Origin of the sequence: Zunongwangia pacifica, assembly GCF_023499215.1 — a bacterium.
GTDB lineage: Bacteria > Bacteroidota > Bacteroidia > Flavobacteriales > Flavobacteriaceae > Zunongwangia > Zunongwangia pacifica.
Genome location: NZ_JAKHSK010000006.1, coordinates 67,326 through 84,692, shown reverse-complemented (window position 1 = coordinate 84,692; position 17,367 = coordinate 67,326). Strand labels below are relative to the sequence as shown.

Genomic DNA, 17,367 nt, shown 5'->3' with positions numbered 1-17,367 from the left:
TTTATTTTGAATATATAAATTTTCTTAAAATACAATCTAAACTTTTTTATATGGAATTTGAATTATTAGACGTGATCGTATTTGTTGCCTACGCGTTGCTTATAATCGGGGTAGGATTATGGGTTTCTCGTGGCAAAGGAGATACTTCAGAGGATTATTTCCTGGCCAGTAAATCTTTGCCGTGGTGGGCAATTGGGGCTTCACTAATTGCAGCAAACATTTCTGCAGAGCAGTTTATCGGGATGTCTGGTTCTGGTTTTGCGTTAGGTTTAGCCATTGCCTCTTACGAATGGATGGCTGCGATTACTTTAATTGTGGTGGGTAAATTTTTCTTACCCATTTTTATTGAAAAGAAACTTTATACCATTCCAGAATTTATTGAGGTTCGTTACAGTAAAAACCTGAAGACGATCTTAGCTATTTTCTGGATTTGTTTATTCATTTTCGTGAATCTTACTTCAGTTCTTTATTTAGGGGCTACCGCACTAGATACCATTATTGGTAGCGGCGATGGCGCTATTTTTATGGAATGTATTATCGGTCTTGCTTTGTTTGCTGCGGCTTACTCTCTTTACGGCGGTTTATCTGCTGTAGCCTGGACAGATGTTGTACAGGTGGTACTTTTGGTTATTGGTGGTTTAATCACCACTTATATCGCTTTAGAGCATGTTTCTAGTAATGGAAATATCTTTACCGGTATGGCTGAAGTTTACGAGCAGGTACCAGAGAAATTCTCTATGATCCTTGATAAAGGTGAAATTATTACACCAAATGGTAAGGATGCCTGGTGGGATTTACCGGGAATCGCTGTTTTAGTTGGTGGTCTTTGGGTAGCAAACCTTTATTATTGGGGCTTTAACCAGTATATTATTCAAAGAACCCTTGCAGCTAAAAGTTTAAAGGAATCTCAACGCGGGATCGTACTTGCAGGATTCTTAAAGATATTAATTCCGCTTATTACCGTAATTCCGGGTATTATCGCATTTGTGATGAATAGTGATGCCAGTGGTATGATTAACGAAGGGGTAACCAGTGCTTCTTTCTTTGGGGAAAACGGAAGAATTATCAATGATAATGCGGCACCTTGGTTAATTAAGGAATTTGTACCTGCGGGACTTAAAGGGCTTGTTTTAGCAGCACTTGCAGCAGCAATTGTATCGTCATTAGCTTCTATGCTTAATTCTACCGCTACGATCTTTACCATGGATATCTATAAGCCGTTCTTCCAGGAGAAAGCGGGAACTTCAGAAAAAGGACTGGTAAATGTGGGTAGGGTAACTGCTTCTATCGCTTTGGTTATTGCCATTATTCTAGCACCACAATTAAAGAGTTTAGGACAGGTTTTTCAATATATTCAAGAGTATACCGGGGTTGTTAGTCCGGGGATCTTAGCGGTATTTATGCTAGGTTTATTCTGGAGAAAAACAACAAATAATGCAGCGATATGGGGCGTATTGGTTTCTATCCCTATTGCATTGTACTTTAAAGTAGGACCAAGCGGATGGAGCGATTCACCATTCTTTATTAACTGGCCATTTATGCACCAGATGATGGCTACCTGGATTTTAACCATGATTATTATGGTAATCATAAGTTATTTGGAAACCGGAGGGAAAATCCAGGAGAAATCCATTACGCTTAGCAGGAATTTATTCAAGACAGGCCCTATTTTTAATATCGGAAGTTTTGTAATCATTTTAATTGTAGCCATGCTTTACGCCATGTTCTGGTAAGATTAAAATAGTATAAGTTTTAAAAGCAAAAATCCCGAAGCATTACACTTCGGGATTTTTTTATTGGTTGATTAGTTGGAAAAATTATTGCTTTAAATAATGAATATCGCTTAGGTTTTGTAATGTTTGTGCAGCCTGCTCTGCAGTGATGTCTCGTTGTGGGCCGGCAAACATTTCGTAACCAACCATAAATTTTTTCACGGTAGCTGAACGTAAAAGAGGCGGATAAAAGCTCATGTGCCAATGCCATTCGGGATATTCAGCGCCATCGGTAGGTATTTGATGGATTCCGCTTGAATATGGGAATGAGGTTTCAAACAGGTTATCGTATTTTATGGTCAGTTTTTTAAGAATTTCAGCAAAGGCTTTTTCTTCTTCTTCGTTTAACTGTCCAATATGCTGCTGGTGTTTCTTTGGCGCAATCATAATTTCATACGGCCAAACCGCCCAATAAGGAACAATCGCAACAAAATGCTCATTTTCTACAATAATTCGCTCTTTAGCTTCCAGTTCCTGCTTTAAATAATCGCCCAGCAAACTGCTTTGGTTTTTATCCCAATATTCTTTAAAATGCTTCGATTTTTTTTCAATTTCGGTTGGGATAGACATTTGGGACCAGATTTGCCCATGGGGATGCGGATTGCTACAGCCCATAATGGCGCCTTTATTTTCAAATATCTGCACGTAGTTAATGTTCTCCTGGCTTCCCAATTCGGCATATTCCTTTTTCCAGGTTTTCACTACTTTGGTAATATCTTCTTCTTCCATTAACGGAAGCGTAAGTGAATGATCTGGAGAAAAGCAAACCACTTTACAGATCCCAATTTCTGTTTCGGCCTTCATCAATCCGTTTTCCTGAGTGGCCACCGGGCTATCGATCAACAGGGCAGAGAAGTCGTTTATAAAAGTATATGGTTCTTTATAATCTGGGTTTTTATCACCGGTACTTCTGGTGTTTCCCGGGCATAAATAACAACCAGGATCGTAAGTTTCCTTTTTTGGAGTGGTATCTTTTTCGGTTTTCCCCTGCCATGGTCGTTTGGTACGATGTGGTGAACAAAGAATCCATTCGCCAGTTAAAATATTATATCTTCTATGAGGGATCGAATTAATATCGTGACTCATTTTTATTGATTTATAAGGTTAATTATAATTTTTCCACAATGGTACCTTCACTAGGGGAAACCGCAATGGTATCTAATTTTATGTTGAATTTTTTAAAATAAGCATCAGCGGCTTCAGCAACATATTCTTCTATTTTATCGGCTTCGATTAAATTAATGGTACAGCCGCCAAAGCCGCCACCCACCATTCGGGAACCGTAGATATAGTCTTTATCTCTGGAGAATTCAACCAAGAAATCAAGCTCTGGGCAGCTTACTTCGTAGTTATGCTGAAGTCCGTCATGAGAACCGTACATTAAATCTCCAAATTCGTTAAGTTCTCCCGCTTTTATTGCTTTAGTGGCATTTATGACCCTTTCATTTTCTTCAATAACGTAGCGTGCTCTCTGGTACTGTTTTCCCTGCAATTGTTCTTTAAATTCTTCAAGCATTTTAATGTTTACATCACGAAGGCTTTTTACTTCAGGGTATTTTTTCTGAATAATTTCTACGGCAGCTTCACATTCCTGTCTGCGGGTATTATATTCACTATCGGCCAGGTTATGCGAAACATTGGTATTCAGCAATAATAATTTACAGGATTTAAAATCTGCCGGGATATATTCAGCATGTAAACTTTCACAATCCAAAAGAATAATATGGTCCTGCTTACTCATTACTGAAGCATATTGATCCATAATTCCGCATTTATTGCCCACAAAATGATGTTCGGCTTTTTGCGAAAGCTGCGTGATTTCTAGTTTGCTTAGTCCCAGATCGAAAAGCGCATTTAGACCCGCGGCAAAACCACATTCTAATGCGGCCGAAGAGCTAATCCCTGCTCCGGTAGAAAGATCACTTTTTATAATACAGTCAAAGCCTTTTAAGCTTTTACCTAAAACATTAATCTCGTTGGCTACTCCCAAAATATAGTTTTCCCATGATTTATCACTTATGGATAAATTATGTAAATCAAATTCTAAATAGGCGTTATATGTGGCGCTATAAACACGACAAGTGCTATCGGTTGCATTTTCTTTAAAATCAAAATATATTTTTTTATCGATAGCGGTAGGCATTACAAAGCCATTGTTATAATCGGTATGTTCGCCAATTAGGTTTATTCTTCCGGGAGATGCAATTTTAATCGTTGGCTTAAAATCAGAAAAAACTTCCGGTATGTTTTGCGCTTGGTTTGAAGTACTCAATGTGCTAATTTTTAGTAAATTTATAGATCAAATATAATAAACGTAAAATTTACATTCATCTTTTTAGGTGAATATTTTTTAAGTATTTCCCTATATTTAACAGCAAACTGTATAAAATACACTTATGACGCCAGCTTTAAAAGATCTTTACGTTCAAAAAGATAAAATGTATGTAGCAACCGACTGTATTATTTTTGGTTTTGATGCAGGAAAGTTAAAATTGCTTGTTTTTAAACGAAGGGTCGAACCATTTTTAGGAACCTGGTCTTTAATAGGCAGTTTTGTACGTATGGAAGAGGATGTAAGCGAGGCCGCTAAACGTGTGCTTACAGAAATTACAGGTTTAGACAATGTTTTTATGGAACAGTTAAAAGCCTACGGAATGGCCGATCGTGATCCTGGTTACCGTTGTGTTTCTATCGCGCAATTTGCGTTGATTAGAATCGACGATTACGATAAAGAACTTACCGAAGAACATGGCGCTCATTGGTTTGAATTGAATGAATTACCAGAATTGGTGTTAGATCACGGTCAGATGGTAGAAGATGCCATGGCAAGATTAAAGCGTAAAGCCAGATATCAGCCTATAGGATTTGAATTATTACCAGAAAAATTTACGATCCCACAACTGCAATCATTGTACGAAGCGATTTATCAAAAGAAGCTGGACGATCGAAATTTTAGGAAAAAACTAATGACGCTGGGATTGTTAATTAAGCTGAATGAGAAAGATAAAACCACCTCTAGAAGAGGAGCTTTTCTCTACAAATTTGATTATGATAATTATCAAAAGCTGGTAAAATCGGGTTACAACTTTGAAATTGCTTAATTTTAAACCATTACATTTAATAGATCATTAAAAATATAAGATTTAAAGTCGGTTTTTAATTTAAAATGTATATTTTACGCTTATTAATAATTTCTGAAAAGGATGAGTAAAACAAATCGAAGATCTGCAATTAAGGCAATGGCCGTGGGTGCCGGTGTTTTAGGTTTGAGCCCAATGATTGCATTGGAGACTGAAGCAAAACCAACCAACCTAAATATGAAACGTTTAAAGAATAATATTAAACATTCGGCATGCCGCTGGTGCTACCAAAGTATTCCTTTAGAAGAATTTGCCAAAAATGCTGCGGAAATTGGATTAAAAGGCATCGATCTTTTAACACCTGAAGAATGGGATACGGTAGAGAAATACGGTTTAGAATGTTCGATGGCGACCGATACGTTTGCAAATATCGAAAATGGTTTTAACGATATTAAAAACCATAAACATTTACAGGAATCCTATAAGCCATTAATTGAGAAAGCATCGAAACGCGGAATTAAAAATGTGATTGTTTTTTCTGGTAATCGCCGCGGAATGGACGATGAAACCGGATTTAAAAACTGTGTAACTGGGTTAAAACCATTGTTGGAATATGCGCAGGAACGTAATGTGAATCTGGTTATGGAGCTTTTAAACAGTAAAGTAAACCATCATGATTATATGTGTGATCATACCGAATGGGGTGTAGAATTGGCAAAACGTACCAAAATGCCAAACTTTAAACTCCTTTACGATGTGTATCACATGCAAATTATGGAAGGAGATGTAATTGCGACCATTAAAAAACACCATAAATATATTAATCATTATCATACTGGCGGTGTTCCCGGACGTAACGAGATTAATGACTCCCAGGAATTATTTTATCCCGCAATTGTAAAAGCGATCATAGAAACCGGTTTTGACGGTTATCTTGCTCAAGAGTTTATCCCAACTTACGATGATAAACTGGCCGCTTTAAAAGAAGGAATTGATATTTGCGATGTTTAGTCGAAAAAAATATAATGCCAACAAAGAATCTCGTTTTATAGACGGGATTCTTTATTTTTAATCGTGTTTTTTTCTGGATTTTTTTCTAGTGAGCTAGGCGGTGCCACAAAAATCCATAAGGCTTTTTTCACGCTTCCGGCTCGTCGCATATTTTTAAAAATGTCTACCCAAACATGAAAAACATGTTTTACCGGATTAAAATGTTTAGGCTGATCTATAATTCCGTAAATCGATTTTTCTTTTTCAGGTTCAAAAGTACCAAACATACGATCCCAGATGATAAAAGTTGAGCCATAATTTTTATCCAAGTAATTTTCGTTTCTTCCGTGGTGTACACGGTGATGCGATGGAGTTACAAAAAATAAACTAAACCATTTTGGCATTCTATCAATCAATTCTGTATGGATCCAAAACTGGTATAAAACGGCAATTTGATGACAAATAAAAAATACGACTGGATGAAATCCTAAAAAGCTAATCGGGATAAAAAAGATCACCTTTATTTGCTGCGTCCATGATAATCTGAACGAGGTAGACAGGTTATATTTTTCTGAATTATGATGGGTTACATGGGTTGCCCACAAAAAATTGACTTCGTGGCCATATCGATGTGCCCAATATCTGCAAAAATCGAGTACTACAAAGCATAAAATTGAAGTGAACCAGTTTACCGGAATACTCCAGGAAACCGAATTATACACCCATAGCACCAATCCAAACATAATCGATTTGGTGACTAAACTTTGTAAAATATACACTAATCCAATAGTAAGTGATGTTAAGAAATCTTTCTTCTCGTAAAGGTCTCTTTTAGTTTTCCAGCTAAAATAAAATTCTAAAAGTGCTAATCCGATCATGATCGGGGCGGCATATAAAATTAAATCTGGGGCGCTGGAAATTACTTTTTCTAATGTGATTTCCTTTTTCATGGGGTTCTTTTCCTTTTTAATAGGATAAAATTTTTGATTCCCACAAACAAATCTAAAATCATAAGATTTTAAACTTTAACAGAAAACGGTTTTGTATAAAATGTAGTCTGCCGTTAAGTAACCTGAAATACTAAAATATTCCTGTTACTAAATTTACAGAGTAGGTGCATGGCTCCCTTATAAAATCATCTAAGCAAATTAATAATCTTGATCTTCTAGAAGTTTTAGAACGTTTTTTTGATGATCCGGTATTTGTAATAATGGTTATTTTTATTATTTCAGACTAGGAATCTGGTAAAATTAAAAAAGACCACCAATTGGCAGCCTTTTTTTAACACTTAAAATTATATAGTCTTAATCCTTATTGGTTATCCACATTTAGAAGATCCGCAATCTTTACAGGTTAAACATCCTTCCTGATAAATAAGATTAGAAGAATTACAGTTGGTACATTTCTCCTTTTTGGCTACTGTACCATCTTCAATAAAGCGTTTTAAAGCTCTTGCAACACCATTTTTCCAGGTGTTAATCGACTCTGAATCTAACTGAAGACTGTTTACCAGGTTTACCACATTGTCTATTGGCATACCATGTCTTAGCGTACTTGAAATTAGTTTCGCGTAATTCCAGAATTCAGGATTAAATTTATGCGACAATCCTTCAATAGTGGTTTTATACCCTCTTTTGTTTTTATACTGAAAATCGTAGCGGGACGTTCCATCTTCATTTCGGTTTTTAATAATCAAGCCTTCATTTACCCAACGAGGGATAAGGATTCCGTCTTCATCATCTGAAAATCCTGTAAAAATCTCATAAGGTCGACCATCGATTAATCCGATAAAAGCGATCCACTTATCTTTATTGTTTTGAAAACGCACCACATCGGCCTCTAAAACCTGTGGACGTTTTGTAGGGAAGATTCCGCTTTCTTCTTTATCTTCTTCTTTTTTCTCGTCGTTAGAGATTAAAACGCCAGATCGTGATCCATCACGGTAAACGGTAACCCCTTTACAGCCCGCTTGCCATGCTTCAAGATATAGCTTACCAACAAGCTCCTCGCTAACATCATTTGGTAAATTAATAGTCACACTAATCGAGTGATCTACCCATTTTTGGACAGCTCCCTGCATTCTTACCTTACTTAACCAATCTACATCGTTACTGGTAGCCTGATAATAAGGAGACGCTTTTACCAATTCATCCAACTCGGTATTCGAATAATTTTTATCAGTATCATGGCCATTCACTTTCATCCATTCTTTAAAACGGTGGTGGAAAACCACGTATTCTTCCCAGCTATCGCCAACTTCATCTACAAAATCTATACGAACATCCTTATCGTTAGGATTTACTTTTCTTCTACGTTTGTAAACCGGTAAGAAAACAGGCTCGATCCCCGATGTTGTTTGCGTCATTAAACTTGTAGTTCCGGTAGGCGCAATGGTTAAAAGTGCGATATTTCTACGACCGTGTTCTAACATATCGTAGTACAATTTCTCATCGGCTTCTTTAAGACGAAGGATAAAAGGATTCTCTTTTTCTCGATCTGAATCGAAAATAGTAAAAGCTCCTCTTTCTTTTGCGGTTTCTACTGAAGCGCGATAAGCAGCAAGGGCAATATTTTTATGTATTTCAGTTGAAAAATCTACGCCTTCTTCGCTTCCATATTTTATACCAAGCCCGGCTAGCATATCTCCTTCGGCAGTGATTCCAATACCGGTTCTTCTACCTTCCTGGGCTTTCTTTTTAATATTTAACCAAAGATTTTTTTCTACGGCTTTCACTTCTTCGCTTTCAGGATCAGCATCGATTTTTTGTAAAATAGCATCGATTTTTTCTAATTCCAGATCGATAATATCGTCCATAATTCGCTGTGCAGCGCTTATGTGTTTTTTAAAAAGTTCATAGTTGAATTTAGCCTTTTTAGTGAAAGGATCTTCAACATAGGAGAACAAGTTGATCGCTAATAGTCGGCAGGAATCATAAGGACAAAGTGGAATTTCGCCACATGGGTTGGTAGATACTGTTTTATAGCCAAGATCGGCATAACAATCTGGTACCGATTCGTTAATTACGGTATCCCAAAAAAGAATACCCGGTTCAGCCGATTTCCAGGCGTTATGCACAATTTTTTTCCAAAGCTTTTCGGCTTCTATTTCTTTACTGAATTTAGGAGCATCACTAAAAACCGGATATTTTTGTGTATAAGCTGTTTTATTTTTTACAGCTCTCATAAAATCATCGTCTATTCGTACTGAAACATTCGCTCCAGTCACTTTACCCTGCTCCATTTTTGCATCGATAAAATCTTCTGAATCTGGGTGATTAATCGATACCGAAAGCATTAAAGCTCCGCGACGGCCATCTTGCGCAACCTCTCTGGTAGAGTTAGAATAACGCTCCATAAAAGGAACTATTCCTGTTGAGGTTAATGCCGAGTTTTTTACCGGTGACCCTTTTGGTCTTATATGGGATAGATCGTGACCAACACCCCCACGACGTTTCATTAATTGTACCTGTTCCTGATCGATTTTCATCACTCCTCCATAAGAATCAGAATCTCCGCTATTGCCAATAACAAAACAGTTGGAAAGCGAAGCAATTTGATAAGGATTTCCTATTCCCGCCATTGGGCTTCCCTGCGGTACGATATATTTAAAATCCTTAATAAGATCAAAAACCTCATCTTCGGTCATTGGGTTTGGATATCGCTGTTCTACACGAGCAATCTCTTTTGCAATTCTACGATGCATATCGTTAGGGGTTTGCTCGTAGATGTTACCATCTGAATCCTTTAAGGCATATTTGTTGACCCAAACGCGGGCAGCAAGATCGTCACCTTTAAAATACGCTAAAGAAGCTTTAAAAGCTTCATCCTGAGTATAAATTTTAGGAGCTTTAGGAGTTGTTTGTACAGGCATAAATCACGTCTATTTAAATTAGAAAAGTAAAATTTGGTAGGGTAAATGTAAATAATTATTTACAAGCGTATTTAATTGATAATTCAAAAGTTATCAATAAAAAGCTGTTAATAAATTAGTTTTCAATTAATTGAAAATTTATCAACATTTTAAAGTTCACAAAATCCGATAACTTTCTCGTTAAAATGTTTGCAGAAGTTTAGATGCTGACTTTTAATAGATAAGAGGGAAAATAAAATTTGAAGTCAGATTTTGATAATCTGAACAGAACTTTAAAAATAGAGTTTACTTTTTAAAAATTTAATTTTAGTATCATAAAAAAAACAAAAAACGGGATGAAAGTGTATTCATCCCGTTTTATATAATTTGGTAAAAAATGTTATTTGGTAATCGACCAAATTGCATAAGAATTTGCAGGTGCTTCAATAGTTACTTCACCGTTTTCTTCTACCATTGGACTGTAATTTGAATTTTCAGAATAATCTATTAAAACTCTGGTGTCCCAACTAGTGGTAATGGTCCTTCTTTTTGTGTTCCCTGAAGTATTGATATAAAGAACAAGCCCCGGATTTTCTGCATTTCCGCTTCTTTGCATGATGTATTCATCATTATCTGCATAGATCACCTCTAAAGAACCGGTGGCTAAACTATTATGAATGCGTATTAATTTATTTAATTGATCCTGAAATTCCGGATTTTCGTAGTCCAGATAAAATACGTTTGGATAACCAGGATGTGTCATGATAAAGGCATAGGCTTTCAGCTTATTTTCAGGTGCGATGATATTATCCTCGTTCCCATCTTTTTCGGTATCATGATTTGCGGTAAAAGTTACGGCCTTTTCAGGGTTTGTTTGCCAAACCTGATCGTTAGTAAGACCTGTAAGATCATGATTTCTGTCAAAAGCCTGTTCCATAACATAGAAAGCAGCAAAGTCGAAGACACCGCTTCCGGTAGCTTCAATATGATTTCTTAGTACGTTGGGGTTGCCATCCCAAAGTTCACTTACCGAAAAACCACCAACGGCTTCTAACCAGTCTTTAATTACAAAATCTTCAAATCCTAATACATAATCAAAACGCCAGCCATCAAAGCCCATTACGTTCTTATAATATTTGGCAACAGAATTTTCGTCTTTCCACAACCAGTTTTGTACGTGTTCTCTATGATGATCTAAGTTAGTTTCCTGGTAAAATAAACTTGGCGGATCGTAATCGTTTACGCTGTTTGGATAAAAATCCTCGTAATTTCTATTAAATATTCCAGAGGCATTACCGTGAGTTTCATCAAACAAAGTATAAGTTTCTCTTTTTCGATAGGGATTGTATTCTAAACCACCACCAGAATTATGATTTAATACGATATCAGCGATCACTTCGATATCGTTTTCATGTGCTTTGGAAATTAGGTTTTCTAAATCTTCACGGGTTCCAAATCGAGTAGGAATAGTACCATGCTGATCGTATTCTCCAAAGTCATAATAATCTGAAGGGTCGTAGCCCATAGAGAAGCCTCCAGATTGCCCTTTACTTGCAGGTGGGATCCAGATACGGTTCACCCCGGCATCTGACCAGGTGCCTAATTTATCTGAAATTGTATTCCACCATTCAAATCTTGGTTCTACATCCCAGTAGAAAGCCTGCATCATTACGCGGCTTCCATTGTCATATTCAGCAAGGTTTAAAGCTTCAACAGGTTCTGGTTGCGTTATGCCTCCGTCATCATCTGGATCTACAGTTGCATCGTCATCTGAAGAACAACTGAAGAAAATAACCAATATTAGCAAATAGACTAATGGAATATTTTTTAATGTTTTTTTCATAAAATAAAGTTTAAAAAGGGCTGCCAATGCAGCCCTTTCAATTAGATTATTTATTCTGAAATTTGTGGAATTAAGATATAACGTCCATCTAGATCATTAAACCAAATATTGTAAGTTCCAGGAATAGCGGTCATATTATCTGTACTTCCAAGAGCCGCTTCACCGCTAAGTGCATCTGAAGCTTTCCCCCAGTTATTATCCCAGGCATCGTTTGCTCTAAATTTAAATTCTCCATCTACTAATACAAAACCTGTTGCGTACCAGATATGAGGGTTAAAGGTGGATTGCGTCATATCAGTATCGGCATCCCATCCACCAGGTGTTGCGTTTCCGATAATACCAATACTTGTGTAAGTCGCGGCATCACTGGTATCGATACTTTCAAAAGCATACGTACCATCAGCAACATTGATGGTAAAGCTGTAGTAAGCATCGTCGGCAACTGGGAACGCCTGTGGATCACCACCTAAAATATCACTACTAGTAGCAGTACCTTCGTTAATACCCCATTGTGGCTGCCAGTTTCCTAAGCTTTCTAAAAGTTTAAATCCTTCAACACCATCACCACCTGCAAATCGACCTTCAAAATAATAAATATCATCATTCTCGCCATCTCTAAAGATTGGTGTGTTGTTATTGTTATTGCTCCATCCCGCTGCGGTAGCATCGCCTACTAAATAAAGCTCTCTTTTAAGTTCGATACCACCATCAGATTCTTCTGGAAGTGTCACTGAAACCGTTAAAATATCTGAAGTTTGTTCTAACACATTACCGGCATCTGAACCAATATAGGCTCTAACCCTAAAATAGATGTTGCCTGTATTTGGAGCTTCAGTTTCAGGATCGTTATCCAAACCAGCTTCTTTTGCTAATTCTAGCATATTACTTACAGTAACGGCAAGGTTAGTTTCTGTTACATCACCTAAAACCGAATAGCTGCTAAAAGCTTCTTCAACAGCTCCCTGCAATTCATAATTCACCGGAGTTTGTACGCCAAAATCTACTTGGTTCCAAACAAATCTTTCTGCAAGGTTATTTGAATTGGCAGCTGATAAATTATAGGTCTCGGCTGTTGTATTCATAAACGCAATACCATCTGGATCTGGTTTTGCTGTAAAAGTGAAATCATCATCTTCGGTACAAGCTGTAAAGCTTAATATTGCGATAAACGCGATGAATAATAGTGTTAACTTTTTCATTGTGTCTTTATATTTATTAATAGCCTGTATTTTGCGTTAAATTGGGATTGATTAAGATGATATTACTTGGTAGTGGAAATAAAGTTCTGTAATCACTTACAGATGTCCCTGATTTTGAACCGCCTTTAAATGGCCATAGATAACTACCTGTTGTAAAATCGTTATATCGAATAAGATCTGTTCTTCGCTGACCTTCCCAATATAATTCACGTGCTCTTTCATCTAAAACAAAATCTGTAGTTAGATCGCTGGATGAAATATTACCATCAGCATTTCCAAAAGCTCTTTCCCTAAGTTCATTAATATAACCGACAGCTTCCTGAATGTTTCCACCAGAGCCACCGCGAGTCACCGCTTCGGCATAGGTAAGGTATATTTCTGCCATTCTGATTAAAGGAAGATCGGTATCTACAAAATCACCACCGGCATCACTACCGGCATTTCCTTCAGAATCAATATTTTTGAATTTTGTTACCGCATAACCATCGGTAAATGTATTTGCGATTGTATTGATCTCAAGATTTTGCCCTTCTGTAAAGAACATAGCTCTTTGGTCTGCCCATTCGGTTGGATCACCATCTTCATTTGAAGCAGTAACCGCATAATCGAATTTATTTACCAAAGCTTTTGTTGTTCTTAAACCAGACCATCCACCATTTACTCCAAAATTAGCAGCATCCATATCTCCTCCTATAGCAGCATGCACAAGAAATGTAGTGCCACCATAAGTTCTCGACTGGTTACCATCAAAATTTAAGGCGAAAATGAATTCATTTTGAGCGCCATTACTATTGTTATCGGCAAGGAAAAGTTCGTCATAAGCAGAACCGTTTCCGTTAGCATCGGTAGTATTGATGGTATAGCTGGAATTTATCACCTGCTTGGCATACGTAATAGCCTCGGTATAGCGATCCTGCCCAATCCAAACTTCAGCATTTAAGTATAGTTTAGAAAGCAATGCCCAGGCAGCAACACGGTCTACGCGACCATAGTCATTAGCGCCGCTTTCCATTAAAGAATTTTGAATTTCGGTTAATTCCGATTCGATAAAACTGAAGATTTCTTCTCTAGAGTTTTGAGAGGGCAGTTCTGTTGAAATTAGTGTTACCAAAGGAACATTTCCATAAAGATCAATTAGGTTGTAATATGCAAATGCTCGTAAGAATCTTGCTTCAGCAATAAAAGATTCGATTGCAGGGTCGTCTAAAGAGGATGCATTGGCTATAAAGGAGTTACAAAAAGACACTTCCTGTGCAAGACGATAGTACATTGCGGTAGTAAAATCGTTGCTTGCTCCCCAGTTCATGGCATGCAAATTAGGAAGTCCCGGGTCACCCCAACCTACAACAGCATTATCTGTAGTAAGCTCGTTTAGACTAAATAACATTCGGGAATACTGAGAAGTACCCTCGTCTATACCAGAAATATCAGGTTGTCCTGCTGGTCCTTCTTGTCCTGTTAAGGCTAAGCTGGCATAAAGTTTAGCTAAGGCGCCCCTTGCTTCATCAGCATTAGCGAATACATCGTTTTCTGTAAAACTATCCGGGTCTATTTTAGGATCCTGATCTAAGTCATCATGACACGACACTAGGATAAGTGTTGGTATGATGAGTGCTAATTTCTTTATATAATTCATTTTCATAATTGTTTAGAAATTAAGATTTACACCAATGGTATACATTCTTGGTCTTGGGTAAAAATTGTTATCGATACCTCCATTAATTTCTGGATCAAGGCCGTCGTAATCTGTAACAATAAGTACATTTTGTGCAGTACCATAAAGTCGCAGTGTAGATTCTTTAAAGATCTGGTCGAAGGTATAACCTAGGGTAATATTATCTAGTTTAAAGAAAGAGGCATCCTGTATATAGTAATCACTTTGCAGGTTAGTTTCTGTTAAACTCTGGAAACCTGTATTATAGTAATCTCTATGAAGATTGGTTAAAATGCTATTTTCGGTAGCTCTTATCTCGTAAGATTTTGCCGAAGCCATGTTGTTATAGGCATAATTTCCTAAACTTGCTCTGGACACTATCGCTAAATCCCAATTTTTAAAACTAAGATTGGTATTAAGTCCCATAGTAATATCTGCAAAAGGATCTTTGTAAAGGTATTTATCGTCATCGTTTATCTGGTTATCACCATTACGATCTACATAAGCCCCTTCAATTGGTCTTCCTGCTTCATCATAAACCTGTTTATAAACCCAGTAGCTAAAAGGAGAATAACCTTCTTTATGTAATTGAATATTATTACCGGTACCTCCGTTTATGCCACCAACCTCAACCTGATCGGGTAAATTGGTAATTTCATTATCATTATAAGCAATGTTGTATCCAATACTCCATTTAAAATCATCGGTTCTTACAGGAACTACATTCACTTCAAATTCAATTCCCTTATTCTCCATGTCACCTATGTTTTTATCAATCTTATTAGAGAAGTTGGTAAAAGGATCAACAGTAACATAGCTAATCAGATCTTCGGTTTTCTTCAAGTAAGCATTAACAGACCCAGAAATTCTGCTATCAAAAAAAGAATAATCGATACCTGCATTAAAAGTCTTTCCTACTTCCCAACGTAAATCTTTGTTTATAGCTTCTGGTCGGTAAGTTTGGTAGTAAGAAGGGCCAAACTGATAGTACGCGTTTTGTTGAGAGGCGTTATATCTGGTTAAGTAAAGGTAATCCTTTAATCCATTAACATTGGCAATTTCACCGTAACCTACCCTAAGTTTAAGCTGATCAATGGTGTTAGACTTAAAGAACTCTTCATTATGAATATTCCAGGCAACAGCTGTTGATGGAAAATATCCCCATCGATCATTAGGGTTTAATTTAGAGGATGCATCTGCTCTTAAAGTTGCCGTAATTAAAAAACGATCTGCATAGTTATAATTCGCTCTACCAAAATAAGATAGCAAAACGCTTTTTTCGTTATCTATAACCACAGGATTCACTCCGTCTTGTACTCTTAAACTGTTGTAAGAGTCTTTATTTCTTTCAAAGCTTTGATAAGAATATCCAACTACAGCAGTTAAAGAATGGTCGCCAAAATCTTTATCATAAGTTAAATAAGCATCAAATAGTTTGTTAGTACTTATATTACTATACGAATTGTAAGATCCATTCCAATCTAATTGAGCGGATGGCATGTCTTTAGAAACAAAAGTTCTTCCGTTACTATTTGTTTTATCTAAACCAATATTAACAGTAGCTGTAATATCCGGGAAGAAATGTAATTTGTAGTCTACTTTAGCATTTCCAATAAAACGACGTACTTCAGCAGAATCATCTTTTTCATTAATCAGGGCAATTGGGTTAACAGGAGCCAGGTTATTCAATACATATCTGTCAGCTTCTTCACTATATACCAACCATGAATTATAATTGCCAAAAGGTGAATTTGCGTCGTAGATAGCTTGGGTGGGATCGTAACCTACAGAGGTACCAATAGCATCACGGTTCGCAAATGTATTTTCAGTATACATTCCTCGGGCATTGAGCTCTACTTTTAAATGTCCATCCATAAAGCTGGGGCGTAAGTTTATAGAACCTGTAGTTCTGGAAAAGTTATCTCCAGATAAAATACCATCTTGATCTGTATATCCAATAGAAGCACGGGTTGGCATAAAGCCGCCAATGTTTCCTGTCGTACTTAAATTGTGGTCAAAACCAATCGCTTCAGAATAAATTTCTTTTTGCCAGTTTGTATTGGCATTACCAAGTCTGGCAATTGCGGCATCATTTCCAACCTCATTTACTAAAGTTCTAAATTGGTCAGCATTCATCACATCCACATATTTGGTAGGTCTGGATACCGTGGTATTACCAGAATAATTGAATTTAAATTCCTGTCCTTTACCTTTTTTGGTAGTAATTAGGATCACCCCGTTAGCAGCTCTAGAGCCATAAATTGCTGTAGAAGAAGCATCTTTTAAAACCGTCATGCTTTCGATATCATTCGGATTTATAAAGTCGAGTGGGTTTCTGGATCCACCAACAATACTGTTGTCTAATGGAATACCATCCACTACGTATAGCGGTGAACTATTTAAAGAAATAGATCCAATACCACGAATATTGATATTTTGTCCTTCACCTGGTGCTCCACCATCTGAGGTTACGGTTACCCCTGCGATTTTACCAGTAATTAACTGCCCTGCAGTATTGACCTGACCCTGATTAAAATCTTCAGTAGAAATTTGGTTTACTGCACCAGTCGCATCTTTTTTACGAATGGTACCATATCCTACCACTACCACTTCATCTAGCGTGGCCTGGTCTTCCTCTAATTGCACATTAATGGTCTCTTGTCCTGTGAAAGGGATCTCTTTTGTAGCGAATCCTAAAAATGAATAAGCAATAGTATCTCCAACTACAAGGTTTTCGATAGTGTATAAGCCATCAAAATCTGTAATGGTTCCATTGCTGGTTCCTTTTACAATCACGTTTGCTCCCGGCACCGGCATTCCGGTTGCGGCTTCTGTCACGGTTCCCGAAACAGAATTCTGGGCAAAAAAGCTCATCGGTAGCATAAATAGCAAAAACAATGTGCTTTTAATAAATGTTCTCATAAATTTCCCTATTGAATTTTACTTAGATTATAAACTTTATATTTTTACTTCCTGAGG

Annotated in this window: 11 protein-coding genes; 3 read left to right on the top strand and 8 right to left on the bottom strand. The window is 37.0% G+C overall.

Annotated elements, in window-relative coordinates:
- Positions 1-50 precede the first annotated feature (50 nt).
- Positions 51-1,733: a sodium/sugar symporter gene (locus L1967_RS05815; RefSeq protein WP_249600787.1), complete on the top strand. Its 1,683-nt coding sequence runs from the start codon at positions 51-53 to the stop codon at positions 1,731-1,733.
- An 84-nt stretch (positions 1,734-1,817) separates the two neighbouring features.
- On the opposite strand, the gene L1967_RS05810 is transcribed toward L1967_RS05815, so the two are convergent.
- Positions 1,818-2,858 (bottom strand): UDP-glucose--hexose-1-phosphate uridylyltransferase, encoded by a 1,041-nt coding sequence (locus tag L1967_RS05810; protein WP_249600786.1) that lies wholly within the window; start codon positions 2,856-2,858, stop codon positions 1,818-1,820.
- Positions 2,859-2,880: 22 nt separating this feature from the next.
- Positions 2,881-4,044, bottom strand: a complete 1,164-nt coding sequence (gene galK / locus L1967_RS05805; RefSeq protein WP_249600785.1) for a galactokinase — start codon at positions 4,042-4,044, stop codon at positions 2,881-2,883.
- 124 nt (positions 4,045-4,168) lie between these two features.
- Between galK and L1967_RS05800 the strand changes: the two genes are divergently transcribed.
- Entirely contained in the window at positions 4,169-4,873 is a 705-nt protein-coding gene (locus tag L1967_RS05800; RefSeq protein WP_249600784.1) for an NUDIX hydrolase, read from the top strand.
- A gap of 102 nt (positions 4,874-4,975) precedes the next feature.
- The gene (locus tag L1967_RS05795) at positions 4,976-5,863 is read left to right on the top strand and encodes a hydroxypyruvate isomerase family protein (protein ID WP_249600783.1); all 888 of its coding nucleotides are present in this window, start codon (positions 4,976-4,978) and stop codon (positions 5,861-5,863) included.
- 35 nt (positions 5,864-5,898) lie between these two features.
- On the opposite strand, the gene L1967_RS05790 is transcribed toward L1967_RS05795, so the two are convergent.
- The 6 genes from L1967_RS05790 to L1967_RS05765 form a co-directional block, all read right to left on the bottom strand.
- Positions 5,899-6,792, bottom strand: a complete 894-nt coding sequence (locus L1967_RS05790; RefSeq protein WP_249600782.1) for a sterol desaturase family protein — start codon at positions 6,790-6,792, stop codon at positions 5,899-5,901.
- Positions 6,793-7,160: 368 nt separating this feature from the next.
- Entirely contained in the window at positions 7,161-9,713 is a 2,553-nt protein-coding gene (locus L1967_RS05785) for an adenosylcobalamin-dependent ribonucleoside-diphosphate reductase (protein WP_249600781.1), read from the bottom strand.
- 379 nt (positions 9,714-10,092) lie between these two features.
- Positions 10,093-11,535, bottom strand: a complete 1,443-nt coding sequence (locus L1967_RS05780) for an alpha-amylase (protein WP_249600780.1) — start codon at positions 11,533-11,535, stop codon at positions 10,093-10,095.
- A gap of 50 nt (positions 11,536-11,585) precedes the next feature.
- Positions 11,586-12,734, bottom strand: a complete 1,149-nt coding sequence (locus L1967_RS05775) for a SusE domain-containing protein (RefSeq protein WP_249600779.1) — start codon at positions 12,732-12,734, stop codon at positions 11,586-11,588.
- A 16-nt stretch (positions 12,735-12,750) separates the two neighbouring features.
- Positions 12,751-14,376: a RagB/SusD family nutrient uptake outer membrane protein gene (locus tag L1967_RS05770; protein ID WP_249600778.1), complete on the bottom strand. Its 1,626-nt coding sequence runs from the start codon at positions 14,374-14,376 to the stop codon at positions 12,751-12,753.
- A gap of 6 nt (positions 14,377-14,382) precedes the next feature.
- Positions 14,383-17,310 carry a SusC/RagA family TonB-linked outer membrane protein gene (locus tag L1967_RS05765; protein ID WP_249600777.1) on the bottom strand — a complete coding sequence of 976 codons (2,928 nt, stop codon included), beginning with the start codon at positions 17,308-17,310 and terminating at the stop codon, positions 14,383-14,385.
- Positions 17,311-17,367 lie beyond the last annotated feature (57 nt).

Bases quoted from the DNA above. Each gene is read 5' to 3' on its own strand.
- L1967_RS05815 (WP_249600787.1), top strand. From the start codon at position 51: ATGGAATTTGAATTATTAGACGTGATCGTATTTGTTGCCTACGCGTTG.
- L1967_RS05810 (WP_249600786.1), bottom strand. From the start codon at position 2,858: ATGAGTCACGATATTAATTCGATCCCTCATAGAAGATATAATATTTTA.
- L1967_RS05800 (WP_249600784.1), top strand. From the start codon at position 4,169: ATGACGCCAGCTTTAAAAGATCTTTACGTTCAAAAAGATAAAATGTAT.
- L1967_RS05795 (WP_249600783.1), top strand. From the start codon at position 4,976: ATGAGTAAAACAAATCGAAGATCTGCAATTAAGGCAATGGCCGTGGGT.
- L1967_RS05790 (WP_249600782.1), bottom strand. From the start codon at position 6,792: ATGAAAAAGGAAATCACATTAGAAAAAGTAATTTCCAGCGCCCCAGAT.
- L1967_RS05785 (WP_249600781.1), bottom strand. From the start codon at position 9,713: ATGCCTGTACAAACAACTCCTAAAGCTCCTAAAATTTATACTCAGGAT.
- L1967_RS05780 (WP_249600780.1), bottom strand. From the start codon at position 11,535: ATGAAAAAAACATTAAAAAATATTCCATTAGTCTATTTGCTAATATTG.
- L1967_RS05775 (WP_249600779.1), bottom strand. From the start codon at position 12,734: ATGAAAAAGTTAACACTATTATTCATCGCGTTTATCGCAATATTAAGC.
- L1967_RS05770 (WP_249600778.1), bottom strand. From the start codon at position 14,376: ATGAAAATGAATTATATAAAGAAATTAGCACTCATCATACCAACACTT.
- L1967_RS05765 (WP_249600777.1), bottom strand. From the start codon at position 17,310: ATGAGAACATTTATTAAAAGCACATTGTTTTTGCTATTTATGCTACCG.